Annotated in this window: 17 protein-coding genes; 8 read left to right on the top strand and 9 right to left on the bottom strand. The window is 67.9% G+C overall.

The genetic code is table 11. The features are described from left to right. Positions 1 to 7: 7 nt before the first annotated feature. Both F5544_RS29925 and F5544_RS29930 read right to left on the bottom strand, forming a co-directional pair. The gene (locus tag F5544_RS29925; protein WP_238846733.1) at positions 8 to 1537 is read right to left on the bottom strand and encodes a DUF4192 domain-containing protein; all 1530 of its coding nucleotides are present in this window, start codon (positions 1535 to 1537) and stop codon (positions 8 to 10) included. A gap of 156 nt (positions 1538 to 1693) precedes the next feature. Next, positions 1694 to 2410 (bottom strand): sensor domain-containing protein, encoded by a 717-nt coding sequence (locus tag F5544_RS29930; RefSeq protein WP_238846734.1) that lies wholly within the window; start codon positions 2408 to 2410, stop codon positions 1694 to 1696. Between the two features lie 271 nt (positions 2411 to 2681). Here F5544_RS29930 and F5544_RS29935 point away from each other — a divergent pair, with 271 nt between their 5' ends. The 4 genes from F5544_RS29935 to speD all read left to right on the top strand — a co-directional run bounded on the left by F5544_RS29935 (position 2682) and on the right by speD (position 8664). Beyond that, positions 2682 to 3626, top strand: a complete 945-nt coding sequence (locus tag F5544_RS29935; protein WP_167476278.1) for a proteasome assembly chaperone family protein — start codon at positions 2682 to 2684, stop codon at positions 3624 to 3626. Positions 3627 to 3691: 65 nt separating this feature from the next. Beyond that, positions 3692 to 6190, top strand: coding sequence for a DEAD/DEAH box helicase (locus tag F5544_RS29940; RefSeq protein ID WP_167476279.1), 2499 nt, complete (start codon positions 3692 to 3694; stop codon positions 6188 to 6190). A gap of 162 nt (positions 6191 to 6352) precedes the next feature. After that, the gene (locus F5544_RS29945) at positions 6353 to 7453 is read left to right on the top strand and encodes a type III PLP-dependent enzyme (protein WP_167476280.1); all 1101 of its coding nucleotides are present in this window, start codon (positions 6353 to 6355) and stop codon (positions 7451 to 7453) included. Between the two features lie 8 nt (positions 7454 to 7461). Beyond that, on the top strand, positions 7462 to 8664 hold the full coding sequence (speD, locus tag F5544_RS29950; protein ID WP_167476281.1) for an adenosylmethionine decarboxylase: 1203 nt from the start codon (positions 7462 to 7464) through the stop codon (positions 8662 to 8664). A 66-nt stretch (positions 8665 to 8730) separates the two neighbouring features. Here speD and F5544_RS29955 read toward each other — a convergent pair whose 3' ends face one another. After that, the gene (locus F5544_RS29955; RefSeq protein ID WP_167476282.1) at positions 8731 to 10095 is read right to left on the bottom strand and encodes a cation:proton antiporter; all 1365 of its coding nucleotides are present in this window, start codon (positions 10093 to 10095) and stop codon (positions 8731 to 8733) included. A gap of 621 nt (positions 10096 to 10716) precedes the next feature. Here F5544_RS29955 and F5544_RS29960 point away from each other — a divergent pair. Further along, entirely contained in the window at positions 10717 to 11052 is a 336-nt protein-coding gene (locus tag F5544_RS29960; protein WP_167476283.1) for a hypothetical protein, read from the top strand. Positions 11053 to 11147: 95 nt separating this feature from the next. Here F5544_RS29960 and F5544_RS29965 read toward each other — a convergent pair whose 3' ends face one another. Together F5544_RS29965 and F5544_RS29970 are read right to left on the bottom strand one after the other, a co-directional pair. After that, complete coding sequence (locus F5544_RS29965; RefSeq protein ID WP_167476284.1) at positions 11148 to 11885, bottom strand: SDR family NAD(P)-dependent oxidoreductase; 738 nt, start codon at positions 11883 to 11885, stop codon at positions 11148 to 11150. An 84-nt stretch (positions 11886 to 11969) separates the two neighbouring features. Then, positions 11970 to 12560, bottom strand: a complete 591-nt coding sequence (locus F5544_RS29970; RefSeq protein WP_167476285.1) for a TetR family transcriptional regulator C-terminal domain-containing protein — start codon at positions 12558 to 12560, stop codon at positions 11970 to 11972. Between the two features lie 104 nt (positions 12561 to 12664). On the opposite strand from F5544_RS29970, the gene F5544_RS29975 reads away from it, so the two are divergent. After that, a complete protein-coding gene (locus F5544_RS29975; RefSeq protein ID WP_167476286.1) occupies positions 12665 to 13924 on the top strand; it encodes an MFS transporter in 1260 nt (419 codons plus the stop codon). Positions 13925 to 13940: 16 nt separating this feature from the next. Here F5544_RS29975 and F5544_RS29980 read toward each other — a convergent pair whose 3' ends face one another. Continuing rightward, positions 13941 to 14819: an alpha/beta fold hydrolase gene (locus F5544_RS29980; protein WP_167476287.1), complete on the bottom strand. Its 879-nt coding sequence runs from the start codon at positions 14817 to 14819 to the stop codon at positions 13941 to 13943. 229 nt (positions 14820 to 15048) lie between these two features. On the opposite strand from F5544_RS29980, the gene F5544_RS29985 reads away from it, so the two are divergent. Both F5544_RS29985 and F5544_RS29990 read left to right on the top strand, forming a co-directional pair. Further along, positions 15049 to 19116, top strand: a complete 4068-nt coding sequence (locus F5544_RS29985; RefSeq protein ID WP_174867440.1) for an AfsR/SARP family transcriptional regulator — start codon at positions 15049 to 15051, stop codon at positions 19114 to 19116. Positions 19117 to 19433: 317 nt separating this feature from the next. After that, a complete protein-coding gene (locus tag F5544_RS29990) occupies positions 19434 to 20807 on the top strand; it encodes a DoxX family protein (protein WP_428847077.1) in 1374 nt (457 codons plus the stop codon). 14 nt (positions 20808 to 20821) lie between these two features. Here F5544_RS29990 and F5544_RS29995 read toward each other — a convergent pair whose 3' ends face one another. The 3 genes from F5544_RS29995 to F5544_RS30005 all read right to left on the bottom strand — a co-directional run bounded on the left by F5544_RS29995 (position 20822) and on the right by F5544_RS30005 (position 22707). Then, complete coding sequence (locus tag F5544_RS29995) at positions 20822 to 21112, bottom strand: hypothetical protein (protein WP_167476289.1); 291 nt, start codon at positions 21110 to 21112, stop codon at positions 20822 to 20824. Positions 21113 to 21373: 261 nt separating this feature from the next. After that, positions 21374 to 21793, bottom strand: a complete 420-nt coding sequence (locus F5544_RS30000) for a gamma-glutamylcyclotransferase family protein (RefSeq protein WP_167476290.1) — start codon at positions 21791 to 21793, stop codon at positions 21374 to 21376. Continuing rightward, entirely contained in the window at positions 21790 to 22707 is a 918-nt protein-coding gene (locus F5544_RS30005; RefSeq protein ID WP_167476291.1) for a hydrogen peroxide-inducible genes activator, read from the bottom strand. The genes F5544_RS30000 and F5544_RS30005 overlap by 4 nt, the downstream gene beginning before the upstream one ends. Between the last annotated feature and the right edge of the window lie 20 nt (positions 22708 to 22727).

Genomic DNA, 22727 nt, shown 5'->3' on the forward strand with positions numbered 1-22727 from the left:
ATGGCTGTCATCGCGGCTCCGGACCGAGGTCGACACCCAGATCGGTGGCGGTTTCGAAGCCGCAGTGGGCGAGTTTGCGCAGGTGCTCGGGCCGCAGGCCCATGTACAGCGAGGTCTCCAACAGACGGGCCATGGGGTGCATCGGATCGGCCTCCAGCGCGGCCTGCAGTGCGACACCGGCCAGCGGGCCGTCACCCCGGGTGTACGCGTGGTAGCCGAGCAGGGCCGCCGTCTCCGCGCGGTCCGGGCCGGTGGTCACCTGGACCAGCGCGATCCACAGCTGTTCCGCCGCATCGGCGTGGTCGCCGATCGCGAGTGCGAACATGGTGTCGCGCACCGCGTGATCCCGCAGCGCCGCAACGAGTTCCGCTAGCTCGGCGGCGTCGAGGCCCGCGCCGGATTCGAGATTCGCGATCTGCCACAGCACATGGTGCAGCGCCTGCCTGCTGTATCCGTTCGGGTCGCCGCGGTGCACCGCTCGCCGGTAGCGGTCCATCGCGTCGGCGACCGCGTCGTCCAGGTGCGCGGCGACCTCGGCGGTGCGGATCGGATCGGCCGCCACCAGCCCGGTGAGCTCCGCCCGGGAGCGCCGCAGCGGCCTGCCGTCGAGCACATGGGACATGGCCACCATCGATGCGGCCGGATCGGGTAGCGGCCCACCGCATTCCGGCCCGAGCAGACTCCACCAGCGTCGTCCCGGTTCGCATTCGGGCACCGCCCACGCCGCGTCGAGTCCGATATCGTCGGCCGCCAGTTCGCGGCGCAGCGCGGCCGCCATCGCCGCGAAATATCCTCCGCCGCAACGGTTCCGGCGTCGCCCACGCCGCCCGGACGATTCCCGGGCCCGATCGTCGACGAAGACGGCGATGACCTTGGCCGCGCCCATCCCGGCACAGATCCGCACCACATAGGGCGCGACCGTCTCGGCCCGCAGCCTGCCGTCCCGCTGATCCACATCGAATCGCGCCACCGCGTCGATCAATTCGGGCCCGCCCGGCACCGGCGTCGGGCACAACACCGCGACCACCAGCGAACGCTCCGGCGGAAAACCCACCAGCGCGGGCACCGCCGCGATCAAATCGCCCGGCTCATCGATCCGCACCGCGTTCGGATCGGCGCGGGGCCGGGACCGCGGCGGCCGCTCTCCGCATTCCGCGCCGCGCCACTCCCGCGCCGACCGGCCGGTCCTGAAATACGATGCGCCCTGCGCACATTCGACCGCACCGGCAGAGCTTGCGGCCGGGAACCGAACGACGGACGATGCGCCGGACTGTTCGACAGGCGCTGTTCCCGTGCGATTGCCGAGGTCCGCCTCGGTATCCGTCGCGCGGGCACCGTTCTCGGCGCGGTAGTCCGGCGCGCTCTCGGCGCACACCGGTGCGCGCGCCTGGTCGCGCGATGGACCGCTGACGTGGGCGCCGCTCGATAGGCCGCCGGGTGAGCCGAGCGAACCGCCGCGGCACCGCACGGGATGCGCGGGTAGCGGGCCGGTGTCCGGAATGTCGCCGGCGGGCATGGGGTTCGTGTGGGTCGTCATGGGTCGAGCGTGCGCCGACCCTCCTGGGCGGCAGATCGAGCTGACCTGGGGATTCAGGTTGCCCTGTGGATAATTCCGGGGTTGTGGACAACTTCCGGCCGGGACCGGGCCGAGCGGCGGGGTGTGTCGGGCCGGACTGCTACAGTCCGCGCGGGATCAACCTTTCCGCACCTTCATGACGGTCGCGGTGAATACCGAATCCAGCGTGCTGGTATCGACTTTGCCCGCACCGAATGTCATGTAGGTCACGATGATTCGCACATCACCGAGCTGTCCGGCCAGCGTCTGCATGGTCGAGGTCAGCCCGGCGCCGCCGACGTCGGGGGTGACCGTGCGGCGGAAGGCCATGGTGTCGTCGGCGTCCACCGGGGGCGGCGCGTCGAGGATGGTCGCGACGGTGGTCGCGGCGCCCGCCTTGGTGACCCGCACCGACCCGCACTGCCGCAACTGGTTTCGCCACGCGGACAGCGGTTCATCGGTCCTGGTCAGCTCGACGGTGATGGTCGCGCGGGCCTCGTTGTCGGTGCCGACCGTGACGGCCGTCCGGTCGGCGCCGACCGGCTGGTCCGGCGGCGCGCACTCCGCGGGTTGCACCGCCGCCGCGCGCCCCACACCGTTGAGGTCGGCCGCGGCCTGCGCCGCCTGCTCGGGCGGCAGCACCACCGTCGTATAGCGCGCCGGGAATTGCCCGGGATCGGGTAGCAGCGAACCCAATTGGGCGGTGATGTGCCGGTTCGCCGCGGGCGCCGCGGCGACCGCATCACCCGGCACGTCGGACGCGCACCCGCCGAGCAGCGCCGCACCCGCGGTGAGCAGCGCGACGCCCGCCACCGCGGCCCCCGGGTACCCCCTGCGCGAAAACGGCACAGTCACGCCCCCACTGTGCCAAACTCGCCAGGCCCGCCCGCGATGCCACGCCGTCGGGCGCCGTCTCGGAGTCCCGCCGGAGGCGATTTCGAGTCGGGTCCCAGGTGTGGAAAAACGTGCTGCGGGAATGTGTGTGGTGTCGTGGCTGTTGCCTCGACGGGTGGCCGATGTCCAGCGATGCGCGGGACGTCGCCGCCATGGGGGACAATGGACGGTGGTACCACCGCACCGCTCGCTCTGGTGCGGTTCGGTGTTACCGCGCAGGAAGGAGTACGCGATGGACTACGAGTCGCGAATGTACGAACTGGAGTTCCCCGCTCCACAGCTGTCGTCCGCCGATGGCTCGGGTCCGGTGCTGGTGCACGGGCTGGAGGGGTTCACCGATGCCGGGCACGCCGTGCGCCTGGCCACCACGCACCTGCGCGAAAGCCTGGAAAGCGAACTGGTCGCGTCGTTCGATGTCGACGAGCTGCTGGACTACCGCTCGCGGCGTCCGCTGATGACGTTCAAGACCGATCACTTCTCCGATTACGCGGAGCCCGAGCTGAACCTGTGGGCGCTGCGCGATACGGACGGCACGCCATTCCTGCTGCTGGCCGGTCTGGAACCGGATCTGCGGTGGGAGAAGTTCGTCACAGCGGTCCGCCTGCTCGCCGAGCAGTTGGGGGTGCGCCGTACGATCGGCCTGAGCGCCATCCCGATGGCCATTCCGCACACCCGCCCGCTCGGCGTCACCGCGCATTCCTCGGACCGCGATCTGATCTCGGATCATCAGCGCTGGCCGGGTGAGCTGCAGGTGCCGGGCAGCGCGTCGTCGCTGCTGGAGTTCCGGATGGCCCAGCACGGGCACGAATCGGTCGGGTTCTCGGTGCACGTCCCGCACTATCTGGCGCAGACGGCGTATCCGGAGGCCGCGCAGACCCTGCTGGAGAACGTCGCCGACAACGCGGGCCTGGAATTGCCGCTCGCCGCGCTCGGCGAGGCGGCCGCGCGGGTGCGTGAGCAGGTCAACGAGCACATCGCGGGCAATTCCGAGGTGGAGACGGTGGTGCACGCCCTGGAACGCCAATACGACAGTTTCGTCACCGCGCAGGAGAGCCAGTCGAGCCTGCTGGCCGGCGACGGCGAGCTGCCCAGCGGCGACGAATTGGGCGCGGAGTTCGAGCGGTTCCTGGCCGAACAGGGCGGCTACGGCGGCGGCGAATCCGACGAACGTCGTTAAGGTTCCCGCTACGGAAGGCCTACGCGCCGTAAATGCGCTGGCGTGGAGGCCGTAGGCTTATTCGAGTGGATTTGACCGACCTGCTCGAGATTCCGGGGACCGATGCCGACGCGCTGTACGAGGCGTTCGGCATGTGGGCCGCCGAGCAGGGCACCCCGCTCTATCCGGCCCAGGACGAGGCGCTGCTGGAGCTGGCGTCGGGGTCCAATGTCATCCTGGCGACGCCCACCGGGTCGGGTAAATCGCTGGTCGCGGTGGGCGCGCACCTGTTCGCGCTGACCCGCGGCCTGCGCACCTACTACACGGCCCCGATCAAGGCGCTGGTCAGCGAGAAGTTCTTCGCGCTCTGCGAGGTGTTCGGCGCGGAACGGGTCGGGATGGTCACCGGTGACGCGGCGGTCAACCCGGACGCCCCGATCATCTGCGCGACCGCCGAGATCCTGGCGAATCTGGCGTTACGCGAGGGCGCGGCCGCCGATGTCGGCCAGGTGGTGATGGACGAATTCCATTTCTACGCCGATCCGGATCGCGGCTGGGCCTGGCAGGTGCCGCTGCTGGAGTTGCCGAGGGCCCAGTTCCTGCTGATGTCGGCCACCCTCGGCGAGGTCGATTTCTTCAAACAGGATCTCGAGCGGCGCACCGCCCGCGCGACCGCGATCGTCGCGGGCACGGAACGTCCGGTGCCGCTGAGCTTCTCCTACGCGCGCACCCCGATCACCGAGACGCTGGAGGATCTGGTCACCACCAGCCTCGCGCCGGTGTACGTCGTGCATTTCACACAGGCGGCGGCGCTGGAGCGGGCGCAGGCGCTGACGAGCGTGAACTTCGCCTCCCGCGCGGAGAAGGACGCGATCGCGGTGGCGCTCGGCGATTTCCGGTTCGCCGCCGGATTCGGCAAGACGCTGTCGCGACTGATCCGGCATGGGATCGGCGTACATCACGCGGGCATGCTGCCCAAATATCGCCGTCTCGTGGAACGGCTCGCGCAGGACGGTCTGCTCAAGGTGGTGTGCGGCACCGACACCCTCGGCGTCGGCATCAACGTGCCGATCCGCACCGTGCTGCTGACCGGGCTGACCAAATTCGACGGCGTGCGCACCCGCAGGCTGAAGGCGCGCGAATTCCATCAGATCGCGGGCCGGGCCGGGCGCGCGGGCTTCGACACCCTGGGCACCGTTGTGGTGCAGGCCCCGGAGCACGAGGTGGAGAACGCCCGCCTGTTGGCCAAGGCCGGTGACGATCCGAAGAAACAGCGGAAGATCCAGCGCCGCAAGCCGCCCGAGGGTTTCGTCTCCTGGAGCGAGGAGACCTTCGACCGGCTGGTCGCCGCGCAGCCGGAGCCGATGGTGTCGCGGTTCAACGTGACGAATTCCATGCTGTTGAACGTGATCGCAAGGCCGGGAAACTGTTTCGACGCGATGCGGCATCTGCTGGAGGACAATCACGAGCCGCGCCCAGCGCAGCGCAGGCATATCCTGCGCGCCATCCGGCTCTACCGCGCGTTGCGCGATGCCGGTGTGGTGCAACAACTTCCGGAGCCGGATTCGAAGGGCCGCCGGGCCCGGCTCACCGTCGACCTGCAGCGCGATTTCGCGCTGGACCAACCGCTTTCCCCATTCGCACTGGCGGCGCTGGAACTACTGGACAAAGAGTCGCCGACCTATACCCTCGATGTGGTGTCGCTCATCGAATCCACGCTGGAGGATCCGCGTCAGCTGCTGATGGCTCAGCAGCACAAGGCGCGCGGTGCGGCGATCGCGGAGATGAAGGCCGACGGCATCGAATACGACGAGCGGATGGAACTGCTCGAAGAGGTGACCTGGCCGAAGCCGCTGGCCGAGCTGATCGAGCCGGCCTATGAGACCTATCGCGCCGGGCATCCGTGGGTGTCGGAGTTCATGCCGTCGCCGAAATCGGTGGTGCGCGACATGATCGAGCGGTCGATGACGTTCGCCGAGCTCATCTCGTTCTACGAGTTGGCCCGCTCGGAGGGTGTGGTGCTGCGCTATCTGGCCGACGCGTATCGCGCGCTGCGTCGCACGGTGCCCGACAGCGCGCGCACCGAGGAGCTCGACGACGTCACCGAGTGGCTGGGTGAGCTTGTGCGACAAGTGGATTCGAGCCTGCTCGACGAATGGGAGCAGCTCACGAACCCGGGCGCCGAATCCGACACCGAGCAGGTGGCGTTCGGCGCGGAGGCGGTGCGCCCGATCACCGCGAACGAGCGCGCCTTCCGCGTCATGGTCCGCAACGCGATGTTCCGCCGGGTGGATCTGGCGGCCCGGAAGCGCTGGGACGAGCTGTCCGAATCGAGTCCCGGGCCCGATTGGGCCACCGAACTCTCGCCTTATTTCGCCGAATACGACAAGATCGGGACCGGTCCCGACGCACGCGGACCCCAGCTGTTCCAACTCGAACGAAGACCCGGCTTCTGGCGGGTGCGGCAGGTGCTCGACGATCCGGCAGGCGACCATGGTTGGTCGATCGACGCCGTCGTTGACCTCGCCGAATCCGATGCCGCGGGCGAGATCGTCTTCGACGATTTCACCGTGTCCGCGGGCTGAGGTTTCCCGCCCGACGCGACCTGGGGTAATCCAGGTCACGGGTTGCCGACGGAGCGGTCGCGCAACCCGATGCCCCACCGGTGGATCCGAGGTTTGACGGATTCGTATCTGGGTAGGGGCCGCTGATACTCTCTCCCCCGCTGCCCACGCGAAAGATCAACTATGCCCGAATCGCCGTACCTTGTCATCGACCTGATGCGAGTGCGTGAGAATTACTCCGCACTCGCCGCCGCGCTACCCGCGGCACGAATCCGCTTCGCGGTCAAGGCAAGTCCGGTGTCGGAGATCATTCAACTGCTGGACGCGCACGGCGCGGAATTCGATGTCGCCAGCATCGGTGAGATCGAACAGTGCATCGGCCTCGGCGTCGCCCCCGAGCGGCTCTGCTACGGCAACCCCATCAAGAAGGTCAAGGACATCGCCCGCGCCTTCGCGCTCGGCGTGCGCCGCTACGCCTTCGACACCGAGGACGACCTGCTGCGCATCGCGGAGCACGCGCCGGGTTCGGAGGTCGAGTGCCGCTTCCTGTCCTCGGCCCCGCAGTCGACCACCCCGTTCGGCACCAAATTCGGCTGCGCGCCCGCCGAGGCGTTCCGACTATTGGTGCGCGCCAACGATCTCGGCCTGCGGGTCGCCGGTCCGTACTTCCATGTCGGCTCGCAGCAGACCGATCCGGCCGCCTGGCGAATCGGCATCGAGCAGGCCGCTCACATCGTGAAAGCATTGGCGGACAAGGAAATTCCGGTAACGTCTGTGAATATCGGTGGGGGCCTTCCCATTTCGTACGTCGAGCAGGCACCGTCGCTCGACGCCATCGCGTCGGTCGTCACCGACGCCGCCGCCGAATTCCTGCCCGAGACCGCCGGACTCGTCGTCGAGCCCGGCCGTGCGCTCGTGGGATCGGCGGGCACCATCCACGCCGAGGTGGTCGGCGTGCGCAGCGCGCCCGACGGGCGGCGCTGGATTTATCTCGATATCGGCCGCTACAACGGCATGGCCGAGACCGAGAACGAATACATCGCCTACCGGTTCGTCACCGATCGTGACGGAGATCCGGTAGACGAGGCAGTGGTGGCCGGTCCGACCTGCGACGGAGACGATGTACTGTATCAACGCACGCAAGTCCTTCTACCGACCACGCTGCGAGCTGGTGATCGAGTCGAGATCCTCGACACCGGCGCTTATACCGCGAGCTATTCGTCGGTGTCCTTCAATGGTTTTCCGCCCTTGACCGTTCATGTCTCGGGCGCTGAGCGAGAGTGAGTTTGCCTATGACGGCGGAATTCACCGGCTGGCACGTGCTGGCCGAGTTCGGTGGTGTCGACACAGCCCTGTGCGACGATCTCGAACGACTCGAATCGGCGTTGCGTGAGTCTCTGATCGGCGCAGGCGTCACCATCTGCGATGTCGTACACAAGAAGTTCGATCCGCAGGGGGTGACCGTCCTCGCGCTGTTGTCGGAGTCCCACGCCTCGATTCACACTTATCCGGAGTCCGGCGACATCTTCGTCGACGTCTTCACCTGCGGAAGCATCGGTGCCGGCGCGACGAAGGCCGTCGACCTACTGCGAGATGCCTTGTCCCCCAAGGATGTTCGCATGCAGGTGATCAAGCGCGGACATGGTTCCGCGCGGATCGAGGAACCGGTGGGCGCGGGGCTGACCCGCATCTGGGATCTGCACGAGGTGATCGTCGACACGAACACCCCGTTCCAGCACATGGTGATCGCGAAGACGGAGCAGGGCATCAGCCTCTTCTCCGACGACGATCGCCAGTCGACCGAGTTCTCCCAGCTGACCTACCACGAGGCCATGATGGTTCCGGCCTTCGTGCTGGCCGAGAAGCTGGACAAGGTGCTCATCATCGGCTCCGGTGAGGGCGTTGCCAGCCAGATGTCGGTGGCGGCGGGCGCGACGCTCGTCGATCACGTCGACATCGATCAGCTGGAGGTCGAACTGTGCGCCGAGCATCTGCCCTACGGCTACACCAGCGATGAGCTGGCGCTGGCCGTGAAGGGTGAGGGCCCGGTGCACGTGCACTACGCCGACGGCTGGGATTTCCTGGCCAAGGCGGCCGAGGCGGGCACGAAGTACGACGTCATCGTGATCGACCTGCCCGATGAGCGGGTCGAGGAGGCGCAGCACAACCGCCTCTACGAGTCGGAGTTCCTGTCCCGATGTCGAGCCCTGCTCGCGCCCGGCGGTGTGCTGAGCGCGCAGGCCGGTTGCGCGACCATGTGGCGCAACGAAACACTGAAGCGGTCCTGGAATCGGTTCCATGAGCAGTTCGGCACCGTCGTCCAGTACGGCAGCGATGAGCACGAGTGGACATTCCTGTTCGGGCTCAACGAGAAAATCGACGACCCGGTGACCAGCATGACCGATCGCCTGGCCACCCTGCCCTACCGTCCCGAGACTATCGACGACCGCGCCCTGGTGCGCGGCGCGATCGAGCCGCACGCGCTGCGGGTTTAGGGAATTCGACCGAAACGCACCGTTTCGCAACGGGAAACCGTTGGGAGGCGGTGCGTTTCGCTGTATTCATATCGCTTGTTCGACGTGGGCCACCGGGGGCTCCGCCGCCTTCGGCTCCTCCCCGTTCGGTCCGAACACCATGCCGTTCTTCCACGCGCTGCGCTCGAACATGCGCTGCAACGGCGTCGCGATGAAGGTGGTCACCGTGGTCATCAACGCCAGAATGGTGTAGGTCTCCGGCGTGATCAGCCCCGCGGTGAGCCCGACGTTGAGCAGCACCAACTCCATCATTCCGCGCGCGTTGGCCAGCGCGCCCATCGCGCCCGCCTCGCGCCAACCCATCCCCTGTTTGCGGGCGACCGCCGCGACCGCGCCGAATTTGCTGGCGAACGAGACGATCAGCACCACACCGGTCATCAGCAGCACGGCGGGCCGGAAGATCAGGCCGAGTTCGGTGTTGAGCCCGGTGTAGATGAAGAAGGCGGGCAGCAGCAGGTAGCTCACCAGCGGCTCGAACCGGCTCTTGATCTTGTCGAGCAGTTCGCCGCGCGGCATCGCCACGCCCGCGACGAAAGCGCCGAGCACGGAATGGATTCCGACGAAATCGGTGAAGCATGCGGCCGCGAGCACCACCAACAGCACGACAGTCACCTGGCCGACCGGCAGCCCGCCGGTCCGCTCGGAATCGCCGCGCCGCGGCTGCCAATTCGGCAGCTTCGCCAGCCAGCGCCGCCCGATCGTCAACATGAACAGCACATACGCCAGGCCACCGCCCGCGGCGAGGGCCACCCCGGCCGGGCTGGATTTGGTGCTGGCCACCACGACGGCGAGCAGCACCCAGGCGCAGGCGTCGTCGAAGGCGGCCGATGCCAGCGACATGGTGCCGAGGCGGGTGTTCAGCAGGCCCGAGTCGTAGATGATCCAGGCCAGGATCGGGAACGCGGTCACCGCCACCGCGGCCGCGATGAAAAGCGCCCCTTGCCAATTCGCGACCATACCGGTGAAGTACCGGCCCTGGCCGACCATCCACCAACCGACCACCGCACCGAGCAGCATCGGAACGAGCACACCGGTCGCCGACCGCGCCACCGCGAAACGCAGATGCCTGCCGAGGATGTCGAGTTTCAGCGAAGCGCCGACCAGGAACATGTACAGCACCAGCCCGACCTCGCCCACCACATAGATCACAGTGAGGTTCGGATGTACGACGCTGGTTCCGCCGACCTTCAGAGTCGTCGGGAACAGCCAGGTTTGCGCGCGCGGCCACAGCCAGCCGAGTACCGATGGACCGAGCAGGAATCCGGCGACCATCACCGCGACGACCTGCACCTGCCCCAGCCGCCGGAACACCGGCCACAGCAGCCGGAAGGTCACCAGGATGACCGCGATCTGCAAAAAGAAATGAGTGGATATTTCCAACGGCGTTGGCATTGGCCGAGCTCCCCTCCGTCGAGCTTGAACCGGGTACCGATATGGGAAGATCGCCGAACCGGCGTGGACCGCAACGCGTCTTCGTCACTCGGAAGGTAGGGCCGCCGCCTTACAACCATCTTGCGGCCCGCTTGCCGACTCCCGGTTGCCCGATGGCATTCGAGTTCCCCCGAAATATCCCCTGCTGGCCAGTATTTTTCACCATCGGTACCGAGCCCGGCGGCCGGAGAGCACGTGCGTGACCGAATCACACGTATCCGCAGCAATTTTCGAGAGTCGCCGCATTACGTCTCTTTTCCGCAACGATTTCCATATCCGGCAATTTCCGAGAGGTCGGTTTTCTCGGCGATTTCGATACGCCTGCACCATTTCGGCAAGCGATGGCGGATTTTCGCGACGTGAACCGGACTTGACCGGGCACGGACCGGCCCGGTCAAGGCATCACGGCATGTCGCGAACATATTGCTGGACAAGACCTTTCGGCCGCCCAGCAAATCTCGACTAATTATTCGGAATTAGTTGCTCTAAAACCGGTCTGCTGCGAAGATTGCCGTCGGGCAACTTCGAACTGCGCCTGCCTTCAACGACTTTCCCGAAATCGCCGCAGGAGCGGAGCGAATCATGACACCGGGCCATTTCATCGATTCCGGACAATTACCGCCGTTCGGATTCAGGGCGACAGGGGCGGTGGCACACGAACTCATCCGCGCCGCCGCGGGCCGGACCGGCGCGCTGGCGGTGACCGGCGACCCCGGCGGTGTCTTCCACCTCGTCGACGGCCGGGTCGCCACGGTTCGGTCCCGCGGCGCCCCCGGCATCTCCGAATTGCTGACGGGCCGCGGCGACCGCCCGCCGGGCGCGGCCGAACTACGTCTGCTATCCATGATGACCGCGCTGGACGGCACCTTCGCCTCGCGGCCGCGGCCCTCGAACTGTTCCAGGGCCGCAATGTCGTGATGATCGAGGATATTTTCAAGGAGCGCCGTGGCGTGCGAATGCTGTTCGCGCAGGCGCGCCGGGTGTTGAAGGAGGCGGGCCGGCTCTGAACGGCATCAGGCGGCGCGTCCCGAAACGTAGCCGCCGTCGACCGGGAGGATGTGGCCGGTGACGAAGGTGGCGTCGGCGAGATACAGGACGGCGGAGCTGGTTTCGGAAACCTCGCCGACCCGGTTCAGCAAAGCCAGTCCGCCCGCTGCCTTTTCGTCGCCGTCGCCGAACAGCGGAGTCCGGATGACGCCTGGCGCGACGGCATTCACCCGGATGCCGTCGGCGGCGAGCTCGGCGGCCAGGCTCACCGTGAGCGCGTGCACGCCGCCCTTGCTCACCAGCGCGGCGGAGGCGGGCAGCCCGGACTGGGCGTGATCGATCAGCACGGTGCCGATATTGACGATGCTGCCGCCGCCACCCTGCGCGCGCAACTGCCGCACCACGGCCTGGGTGGTGAAGTAGGTGCCCTTGAGGTTGCCGTTCAGGTAGCGGTCCAGCTCCTCCTCGGTGACGTCGAGAAACGGTGTGACGCCGAAGATTCCGGCGTTGTTCACCAGCACGTCCACCCGGCCGAACCGGTCGACGGCGGCCGCGACCAGCGCGGAACCCGTTGCCCGCGTGCCGATATCGCCCGCGACGGTGGAAACCCGTTCCGGCGCATCGAGTTCGGCGGCGACATCCGCGAGTTTCTCCGGATCGCGGCCGTTGAGCACGACATTGTCGCCGCGCTCGACGAAGGCTCGCGCGATATCGCGCCCGATACCGCTGGACGAGCCGGTGACGATGACCGTCTGCGCTGTCATGGGTTTTCCTCTCTGTTGACCCGGTCGATACGACCGGTCGTCTTGGAATGGGCAGAACTGCCCCAGATCACCGAGCTCGCCGGATCAGGGGCGGAAGTAGTCGTCCAGCAGGCGATTCAGGCATCGGTGCAGCGGGTCCAGGGTGCGGTCGACCTTCATCCTGATCACCGCGCCCTCCCACGAGTGCAGCAGCAGATCGGCCAACTCGGCCGCGTCGATATCGTCGCGAATCATGCCCCGCCCCTGCGCATCCCGCAGCGCGCCCGCGATACCGTCGCGCCAGCGGGCCCACGCGGCGGACAGCGATTCCCGCAGCACGTCACTGCCCTCCAGTTCGCCACCGAGGTTCGCGATCAAACAGCCGCCGGTGTAATCGGATTCGACGAACTCGTCCATCAACCTGCCGAAGAACGCACGCAGACCGGTCAGCGGATCGGACACATTTCCGAAGGCGGCGGCCAGGTTTCGCTGCACACAGTCCGAGTGGTACTCGATCACGGCCTGGCCGAAGGTCTCCTTGCTGTCGAAGTAGTTGTAGAACGACCCCTTCGGCACCCCGACCTTGTCGAGTACCTGCTTGATCCCGGTGCCGTGATAGCCGTTCGCCAGGAATCCGGCGGCGCCCTCCTCCACCAGGAGTTGCCGAGTGTCGTCGCTGCGCCGGGGCCGTGCCATGCCTTGAATATACGACCGGTCGTCTTGGAATCCAAATCTTAAGTCCAGATCAAATCCAGCGCGGGGGCTTGTTATCGGATCACCCGATCATCCAGCATGACCCGATGGCTACCTCAGTGGATCACGGCAGCAAAGGGCTGCGGCTCGACGAACTGCCGATACGCCCGATCCATCGCAAGCTCGTCGTGCTGGTCGGCTTCGGTCTGTTCTTCGATCTCTACGAGCTGTTCCTGGCCGGCACCATCACGGGTGTGCTGAAGCAGGAGCTGCATCTGTCGTCGTTCCAGCTGAGCGGCATCCTGGCCTCCGCCTTCGCCGGACAGTTCCTCGGCGCGCTCACCATCGGGCGCCTGTCCGACGTCTTCGGGCGGCGCCGGATGTTCATGGTCAATATCGCGCTGTATTCGGGTTTCACCCTGCTCGGCGCGTTCAGCCCGACCGTGCATGTGCTGATGGTCACCCGATTCCTCGCCGGACTCGGCATCGGCGCCGAGATGACCGTATCCGACACCTACCTCTCGGAGGTGATGCCGCCACAGGTGCGCGGCCGGATGATCGCCGTCGCCTACACCATCGGCTTCTGCGCCGTGCCCGCCGTCGGCTTCCTCGCCCGGTGGCTTGTCCCGTTGCACCCCTTGGGTTTCGACGGCTGGCGCTGGCTGTTCGTCATCGGCGGTCTCGGCGCGGCCGTCGTGGTGTTCGCGCGCAGGGGGATGCCGGAATCGCCGCACTGGCTGGCCCGGCGCGCCGAGCGCAGGGCCACCGCGCCGTTCGCCGCCATCGTGCGCCCGCCCTATCGCGGGCGCACCGCGCTGTTCTCGGCGGTGATGATCCTGCAGGTGTTCGGCTACTACGGTTTCGGGACGCTGGCCGTTCTGGTCTTGCAGGCCAAGGGTTTCGCGATCGTCACCTCGCTGAGCTATCTGGCCGTGACCTATCTCGGATATCCGCTCGGCTCCCTCATCGCGGTACCGCTGATGGAGCGGGTGGAACGCAAATATCTGGTGATGGCGACGGCCATGCTCATGGCGGTGTTCGGCCTGCTGTTCGGCTACGCGACCAGCGTCCCGCTCATCCTCGTCGCGGGCGGCGGCTTCACCCTGGCCAGCAATGTGTTCTCCGACGCCATCCACGCCTACCTGCCCGAGTCGTTCCCCACCGCGGTGCGCGGAACCGCCTCCGGCGCAACGTATTCGATGTCGAAGGTGAGTACGGCAGTACTGCCGTTCGTCCTGCTGCCGCTCCTGGACAACCACGGCTCCGGTCCGGTATTCGCGGTCATCACCGCGGCACTTACGGCGATGACCGCACTGATCGCGGTATGGGGCCCGCTGACCGGACGGCGGGCGCTCGAATCCGACTGAGCCACCTAGGTGTCCGCTACCTCGCGGTTAGGTGGCGCAGGGCTGCCGTCACCTCGGCCGGGGCCTCCTCGGCCATGAAATGACCGCAGCCGACGATGTGGTGATCGACCTCGGGAGACCATGTGCGCCAAATGGATTCGGCGTCGAAGCCGAGGGCCTGGCCCCAATCCTGTTGTAGGACCGTGACCGGCATCGGCAGCGTGCGGCCCGCCTCCCGATCGGCGCGGTCGTGGTCGATATCGATACCGGCGGAGGCACGGAAGTCGGCAACGATCGAGGTGACCGCCGCGCGGGAGGCGGACAGGTAGGCGGCGCGGATACCGGCGGGGATGGCCGTCGCGTCCCCGGCCCAGATGTCGAGGAAGTGGCCGAAGAAGGCGTCGGGGCTCGCGGCGATCAGCTGTTCGGGCAGGCCGGGCGGTTGCGCCATCAGGTAGAGGTGGAATCCGACCGCGGCGGTGACGCCGTGCATGACATCCCACATGTCGATGGTCGGGAAGGTGTCCAGCATGGCCAGATGGGTGATCGCGGTCGGATGATCAAGTGCGGCCCGGACCGCGACGAGGGCGCCGCGGTCGTGTCCGGCGAGCGCGAACCGGTCGTGCCCGAAAGCCTTTGCCAGCGCGACGATATCGGCCGCCATCACCCGCTTGGCGTAGGCGTCGCCCGCGTTGTCGGCCGGTTTGTCGCTGGCCCCGTAACCGCGCAGATCCGGGCAGATGACGGTGTGGTCGGCGGCGAGATCGGCCGCGACGTGCCGCCACATCAGATGGGTCTGCGGAAAACCGTGCAACAGCACAACCGGGCTGCCCGATCCACCGACCGCCACATTGAGCGCGACCCCCTCGGCGACGGTGACGCGCTGATAGTCGAAGCCGGTGATACGCGGTGACATGGAACTTCCTCTCGAGATCTCGCGGCCGGGTGGCCGCGGTATCGGCGAGCCTGCCGGGACGCACTCAGCAACGAGTCAGCGGCGACTGAGCGCCGGCCCACGCGATATGACCGGCCGGGCACAACCTCGATGAGCCGGGCGCGATCCAGGCAGTCGGGCAAGTGACGAGCCGATCGGATTGCGCGGCGGGCTCGGTAATATCGCTGATCATGAGCCAATTCGCGCGACCATGGGGCTGAGCTTCGGCGTCCTCGGTCCGGTGTGGGCGCAGGACGAGCGCGGGCGGCTTGCGCTCAAGGGGCCGCGGCATCGGGCGGTGCTGGCCCGGCTGCTGGTCGCGCGGGGGCGGGTTGTTCCGGTCGCCCGGTTGATCGACGATCTATGGGAGCGACCACCCGACGACGCGGTCGGCGCGCTGCAAACATTCGTCGCCGCACTGCGCAAGGTGCTGGAGCCGGATCGACGACCCAGACAACCCGCGACTGTATTGGTCACCATCGCACCGGGATACGCATTGCGCGTCGAGCCCGATCAGGTCGACGCGCTGCGTTTCGAGGCGCACATCGATCGGGCCGGTCGATTCCTCGCCGCCGGTGACGGTGCCGCAGCGCTGCGCGAGACGGATGCGGCGCTAACGCTGTGGCAGGGACCGCCCTATGCGGAGTTCACCGAAACCGGTTGGGCGCGCGGCGAAATCGCGCGCCTGACCGAGCTGCGCCTGCGCGCCGTCGAGCAGCGGGCCGAGGCCATGCTGCGCACCGGCCGGGCGGCCGACGCGGTGATCGCGCTGGAGGCGCATCTCCAGAAGCTGCCGCTGCGGGAGCACGCTTGGCAATTGTTCGCGTTGGCGCTCTACCGCGCCGGGCGCCAAGCCGACGCCCTCGCCGCGCTGCGCACGGTGCGCCATCGGCTGCGCACCGAACTCGGTGTCGATCCCGGGCCGGAACTCCGTGCGGTAGAAGCGGATATCCTCGCGCAGTCGGCGCGCCTGGACGCGCCCGCCACACCGGTGGTCGGCCCGACGGCTCCTCCGGTCGCGCCCGCCACACCGGCAAGTGGAACCACCCGACCTGCCGACGCGACCGCAGCCGCAAGCGACAGCGCACCGTCGGCTTCGGGTCCTTCACCGGGGAACAACGCCACGCCACCGGTCGACGCCGCGCGACCGGCGACCGGAGCAAGGCGTGCGCGCGAACCCTCCGCAGCGGCCAGTGCAACCGAACCAGCCCCGCACCCGGTACCGCCGAGCAGCATCGTGCCGCGGACGAGCACCGTGCCGGTCGGCGACGCTGCCTCAGCCGCCAGCACCCCTACCTCACCCGTCGGCAGCGCAACCTCGCCGGCCAGCGACGCGACCTCACCCGTCGGCGGCACTGCCCCGCCCGTCCGCGGCGCGACCACGCCGGCCAGCGACGCGACCTCACCCGTCGGCGGCACTGCCCCGCCCGTCCGCGGCGCGACCACGCCGGTCAGCAACGCGACCTCACCCGTCGGCGGCACTACCCCGCCCGTCAGCAGCACAACCCCGCCCGTCAGCAGCGCGACCACGCCGACCAGCAACGCGACCTCACCCATCAGCGACGCGACCTCACCCGTCGGCGGCGCTACCCCGCCGGTCAACAGCACTACCCCACCCGGCAGCAGCACCACTCCGCCGGGCGGCAGCACTACCCCGCCGGTCAACAGCACTACCCCGCCGGTCAGCAGCGCTACCCCGCCGGGCGGCAGCACCACTCCGCCAGTCAGCAGCACTACCCCGCCCGTCGGCGGCGCTACCCTGCCGGGCGGCAGCGCGACCTCGCCAACCGGCGGCGATGTGCTATCGAACGCCGACGCTCTACGAATATCCGAATCCGTTGTGTCCGAGCGGGTTTTCGTGGGACGGGCGAACGAAGTGGCGCGGATGCTCGCGGCGGCCGAGGTGTGTGCGGGCGGGTCTCGGAGCGGGCTGGTGCTGGTGGCGGGTGGTGAGGGTGTCGGGAAAACCGCTCTTGCCGAGGCGTTTTCGGTTGAGTTGGCGCGGCGTGGGTGGACGGTGGCGTGGGGGCCGAGTCCGGCGGGGGACGGTGTTCCGCCGGATTGGTCGTGGACTCGGATCGTCGCCGATCTCGCGGCGGCCGGGTATCGGATCGAGCCGGGCGCGCTCGGCGGGGATGTCGATGCCGCGGTGCGCCGGTTCCAGCTGCATCGGTCGGCGGCAGAGCAATTGTCATCGATCGCGCGGCGGACTCCTCTGCTGGTGGTGTTCGACGACCTGCACCAGGCCGGGCCGGACACCCTCGAATTGTTGACCGCGCTCGCCGCCGCCGCGGTGCACGCGCCGCTGCTGTTCGTCGCGACCTACCGGACAAGCGATATCGATACCGGACTCACGGCGGCCCTGTCCCGGCTCGCCCGGGTCGAGCCGACGCGCGTCTATCTCGGCGGGCTCGCCGAGGCGGATACCGCTGAGCTCATCGGCGCTGTACTCGGCGGCCGACCGCCGCTTCCGGTGGTGCGGCGAATTCAGGTGCGCAGCAATGGGAATCCGTTCTTCATCCGGGAGCTCGCCCGGTTGTTCCTGGACGAGGGAAACCTCGCGGCGGTGCCCGCCGGTGTGCGGGATGTGGTGCGGCACAGGTTGTCTCGCCTGGACGACCGGCACCGGACGGTGCTGCGTCGGGCGGCAGTACTCGGCGGCGATATCGATCGAGAACTGCTCGCCGCGCTCACCGGCGACGCCGCACTGGCGCTCGATGGGCTCGAAGCGGGGTTGCGCACCGGATTTCTGCACGAAACATCTTCGGCTCGAATATCTTTCGAGCACGATGTGGTGCGGGATGTACTGTACGAGGACATCTCGGGGCCGCGCCGCGCGGTCTGGCACGAGCGCGCCGCCGATCTACTCGAGCGGTCCGGCAACGCTGATCCGGCCGTGCTCGCACATCATCTGCTGTGCGCGGGCACCCGCGTCGCCGCCTGGCGGGCCGCGGGTTACGCGCGTACGGCGGCGCTCGATGCCGAGCAGATGTTCGCACCGCACGATGCCGTGCGGCTGTGGCGGATGACGTTGCGGGCATACGACAGCGCGCAGCCGGAATCCGCGCGAGGTGCGGGCGACGACACTCCCGAACGTCTGGACGCGATGATGGGGCTGGTGCGCGCGGTCGCGATCACCGGCGACCTGCGAGCGGCCAGAGAGCTACGCGCCCAAGCGCTTTCGGCGGTCGAGCCGCTCGACCACCCGAAGCTGACCGCGCGGGTGCTCACCGCATTCGATATCCCGGCGCTGTGGACGACCAACGACGACGAGGCGCTGGCCCGGCGCATCGTGCGGGTCGCGGACGAAACGCTGGCCGCCTTACCGGCGGGCGATACCGAACTGCGGGCCAGGCTGCTCACCACGGTGGCGCTCGAGGTGCGCGCGACCGACGGCGCTCGCGGCCGGGCCGCCGCCGACGAGGCGGAGCGAATCGCCGCACGGCTCGGCGACCCGCGCCTGCTGGCCTTCGCCCGCAACGGCCGGTTCATGCAGACCTTCCACCGCACCGGCCTGGCCACCGAACGCGCCGAGATCGCGACCGGCCTGATCGATCTCGCCCGCGCGAACGAGCTGGTGAGCTTCGAGGTGCTCGGACATCTCATCGCCGTGCAATCGCGATGCGCGCTCGCCGATTTCGCCGCCGCCGCACGGCACGCCGCTGCCGCCGCCACGCTCGGCGAACGCTACGATCTGCCGCTCGTCGCCGTCTTCACGGAGTGGTATTCCGCACTCCGGCAATCACTTTCGAAAGGTGCCGCCGCAGCGGAAGCCGCGTATCGCACCGCGGCGGCCCGCCTACCCGGCGCGGCGATGCCCGGACTCGAGGCGGGCCTGCTCCCGCTGGCCCTCACCTGTGTACGCCTGCGGCACGGACTTCCGATAGCGCTCGACCAAACCGACTTCGGCACGCACGCACCCTGGGTCGAGCCGCTGCTCCTACTCGAGAACGCAGACCCCGACAACGCCCGAAAAGCGCTGCGCGCCTTGCCCGAACCCCCAGGTGACCTACTCACCGAACTCCGCTACGCCCTCATAACCCGCGCGGCCCTGACCCTCGGCGAACACACCGTCCTCGAACGCGCCTACACCGCACTCCTACCCGCGTCCGCCGAGCTGGCCGGCGCGACAACCGGTCTCGTCACACTGGAACCCGTCGCACACTATCTGTCCGAAATCGCCACCGCCCGAGGCGATCACGATGCGGCCGCACACCACCGCACCCAGGCCCGACGGCTCACCGACTCGATCGCGAAGGACCCGGCCGACCTCGAATAGCGCCGCCCACCGGCACAGGAAGATCCGGAACCACACCGTGTCACCAGCCGCGATTGCCGCCGCAACGAGCGGACCGATGTTGATCGCCAGGAGCTGAGGCCGCCTGGCCAGGCAAGGCGCCCAACCAGGTGCCGCCACAAACGAGCAGACCGATGCTGATCGCCAAGAATCTCGGTCCGCCGACGGGCGAGGCGCCGGACCAGGACCCGCCATGAGGACGCGTGGTACGCGACCGGATTTCTTAAGCGAATCATTCGGTCCCCGTTAAGTTTCCGCGGCTATCGTCCGCGCACGGCGTGCTCGGAGTAGGAGATCCGGTGACGGATGTGGATGTGCTCGACCCGGTCGAGCCGGTATCGGTGGCGGGGGCGGCGGAATCCGCTGCGGGACAATGGCGCTTGCCGACTCGGATCGGATTCCGGTTCGGTGTCTGCTATTTCGGGCTGTTCGGACTCGCGGGTCTTCTCGGTCTGGCGCCGATTCTGTTGGCGGGCTTGGGAATCGATGCGGGCTGGAGCTCGGTGCTGAATGTCTTACACCTCGCTCGGCCGCCGATCGAGTGGACGGCCACCCATGTGCTGGGTCTGCGGGTGACCAGCACACAGGTGGGCAGTGACAGCGCATTCCAGTGGACCGCACTGTTTCTTCTGGTGGTGATCGCCGCGGTGGCGACGGTGGTGTGGTCGGTGCTGGATCGTCATCGGCCCGGGTTCACGCGGCTGTTCGCCTGGGCTCAGCTGTATCTGCGGTTCGTCCTCGCGATCGCGATGTGCTATTTCGGGATGGCGAAGGCGATTCCGACGCAAATGCCCTTCGTGCTGAATCGACTGGTGGAGCCCTACGGCAATTTCAGTCCGGAAGGCGTGTTGTGGGCGCAGGTCAGCGTGTCGCAGCCGTATGAGATCGCGCTGGGTGTTGCGGAGTTGCTGGCCGGTGTGCTGTTGATGGTGCCGCGCGCTGCCGCGGCCGGCGCCCTGCTGTGCGCGGTGGACATGACCCAGGTGCTGCTGCTGAACCTGACCTACGACATCCGCTTGAAGACCGTATCGTCGCAGTTCCTGCTGATGAGCCTGTTTCTGCTCGCACCCCATGCCCGCCGGTTGCTGGTGGTGCTGTTCTCCGATCGCGCCGCGCCCGCGCTCCGGCGGGTTCCGCTGTTCGGCTCCGTGCGAGCCGAACGGATCGCACTGGTGGCGCAGGTGGTGGTGGGTCTGCTCCTGCTCACGCTGACCGGCGTGCAGAACTGGCGGCAATGGGCGCACCCGACCCCGGAGCTGTACGGCATCTACCAGGTGGATGGCTTCTCATCGGAGGGTTATGCCCGCGACCCACTGCTCACCGACGAATTGCGCTGGCGCCGAGTCGTTTTCGATCGTCCCTTCCACGTCTCCGATCCGGTGGTGCTCACCATCCAGCACATGGACGACTCCTTCGAGATGTACGGCGGCACCATCGACCCGAAGCGCCACTTCATCGATTTGAATCATCGCATCACATTGGGCACCTTCGAAGAAACGCCGGTGCGCGTCCGCCTCAGTTACTGGTGGCCGGGGCCCGGCCGCATGATCATCGATGCCGCCGACTACGCCGGGCACCGCATCCACACCTCGTTCACCAAGCTCGACCCGAAGTCCTTCCCGCTGCTGGAGCGCGGCTTCAGCTGGGTGCAAGAGCAGCCATACAACCGGTGATGTCGAGCGGCTTATCAGCTCAGATGCGGGCCGCCGTATCGGTTCCGGTGCGTCGTGCTCCGGCGCACCGAGTTCGCACCACTCGATAATGTTGCGGCCCTTCCGGATCCGCGTAGCGCATCCCGATGCGCGCGCCCGTACGAGGCATTGTCGGGTATGAGTAGTGGGCAGCCGCGGCGACCGTCGAGATGTAGTGTCGGCCCCGCGGGTTCGATGGTGAAGGTCCAGCCGAGGCTCTTCGGCGCGCCGTCGTGGTCGAGCCGGTCGGCGAGCTGCCGCAGCCATTGTCCGACAACATGATTCATGATTCCACCGCTCCTCTCCGCTGATATCGCGGAACCGATTCTGCCCCGCCGGTTCCCGCGTGCACAGCCACCACGGCCGTTTTCACGCAGCGCGTGCACCGGCCTACTCGATGATGCCGTTGGCACGCGCTCGCCAGAGCATCCGCCGGGCCTCGCGAGTGCCGAGCAGGACCAGGCCCGCACCGCCTGATCGCGCAGTGCGCCGTCCGGATTGCCGAGTTGCGCGCCGAGCAACGACAGTGCCGACTCGGACACGGCAGGTCAGCGGTATTTGCTTCGGGCGCAGCGGGTTACGAACGCGGCGAGGTGGGCCGCGGCGAATTCTTCCGAATACCAGGTCTGCTCGGAGACCGGAGCGGTCCAGACGTAGGTCATCGCGGTACGCCCGCCCGGATGCACCTCGACCGTCCGCAGATCGTATTCGTCGTCTTCGAAGGCATCGAGTATCCGCCATTCGGCGGCGGTCAGGCCGGTCAGCAGGACACCGGGGGTCACCGAATCCGTTGCGGGGACCAGGCCCGGGTAGACGCGACCGGGCAATGCGGCCGCGCGCCAACCGGATACGGCAACGGGCTCCAGCGCCGGGCAGCGTTCGAGCAGGTGGATCAGGACCTGCGGGAATTGCAGGGTGCCGTAGGCGAACAGCGAATCCGCCACGCCGAGTTCACGTTCGAATCTCATGCCGGGCCCGCCGACCGCTGATCGCGAATGATCTCGGCCAATTTCTGATAGTCCTCCTTGCGCGCGGTGGAGGCACGGAAGGCGAGGCCGAGGGTGCGGCCGGGGGCGGGACCGGCGAAGTGGGCGGTATCCAGTGTGCCGCGGGCGGTTTCGGCGGCCACCGCCATCTCCGGGATTAGCGTGACGCCCAAACCGCCCGCGACGCACTGCACAACGGTGGCCAGCGATGCGGCGCGGGTGTCGCCGACCGCGGCCGGATGCGCGTCGGCGGAGCGGCACAGGTCCAAGGTCTGATCGCGCAGGCAGTGTCCCTCGTCGAGCAGCAGCAGCGGCTGCGCGTCGAGCACGCCCGGCACCAGGTCGGTGCGACCGGCCAATTCGTGCCCGCGCGGCGTCACCAGCACGAATTCCTCTGTGTACAGCGGGATTTCGACGATACCGGGCGTTTCGGTCGGTAGCGCGAGCAGCGCGACGTCCAGCACGCCGGTGCGCAGACCGTCGAGCAGCCGCGCGGTCTGGTCCTCGATCACCTGCGGCACGAGGGCGGGCACCTTGGCCCGCAATTCGGGCAGCAGGGTCGGCAGCACATACGGGGCTACCGTCGGGATGATGCCCATGCGCAGGGCGCCGCTGAGCCCGTCGCCGGTGGCCGTCGCGACGAATCGATCGGCCGCCTCCAGCGTCGCCATCGCCTGCGGCAGCAGTCGTTTACCCGCCGCAGTGACCAGAACGCGGCGCGTGCTGCGCTCGATCAGCTGCAGCCCCAACCCGTTCTCCAGGGCGGCGAGCGCCTGCGATAACGTGGGTTGGCTCACATTGAGGCGGGCGGCGGCCGTGCCGAAGTGGCGATATTCGGCGATCGCGACGAACGCACGCAGCTGTGAGAGTGTCGGCTGATAAGTCTGATCAGTCACGCCTATCAGTGTAGTGCGAC

It is taken from the genome of Nocardia arthritidis (assembly GCF_011801145.1).
GTDB classification, from domain to species: Bacteria; Actinomycetota; Actinomycetes; order Mycobacteriales; family Mycobacteriaceae; genus Nocardia; species Nocardia arthritidis_A.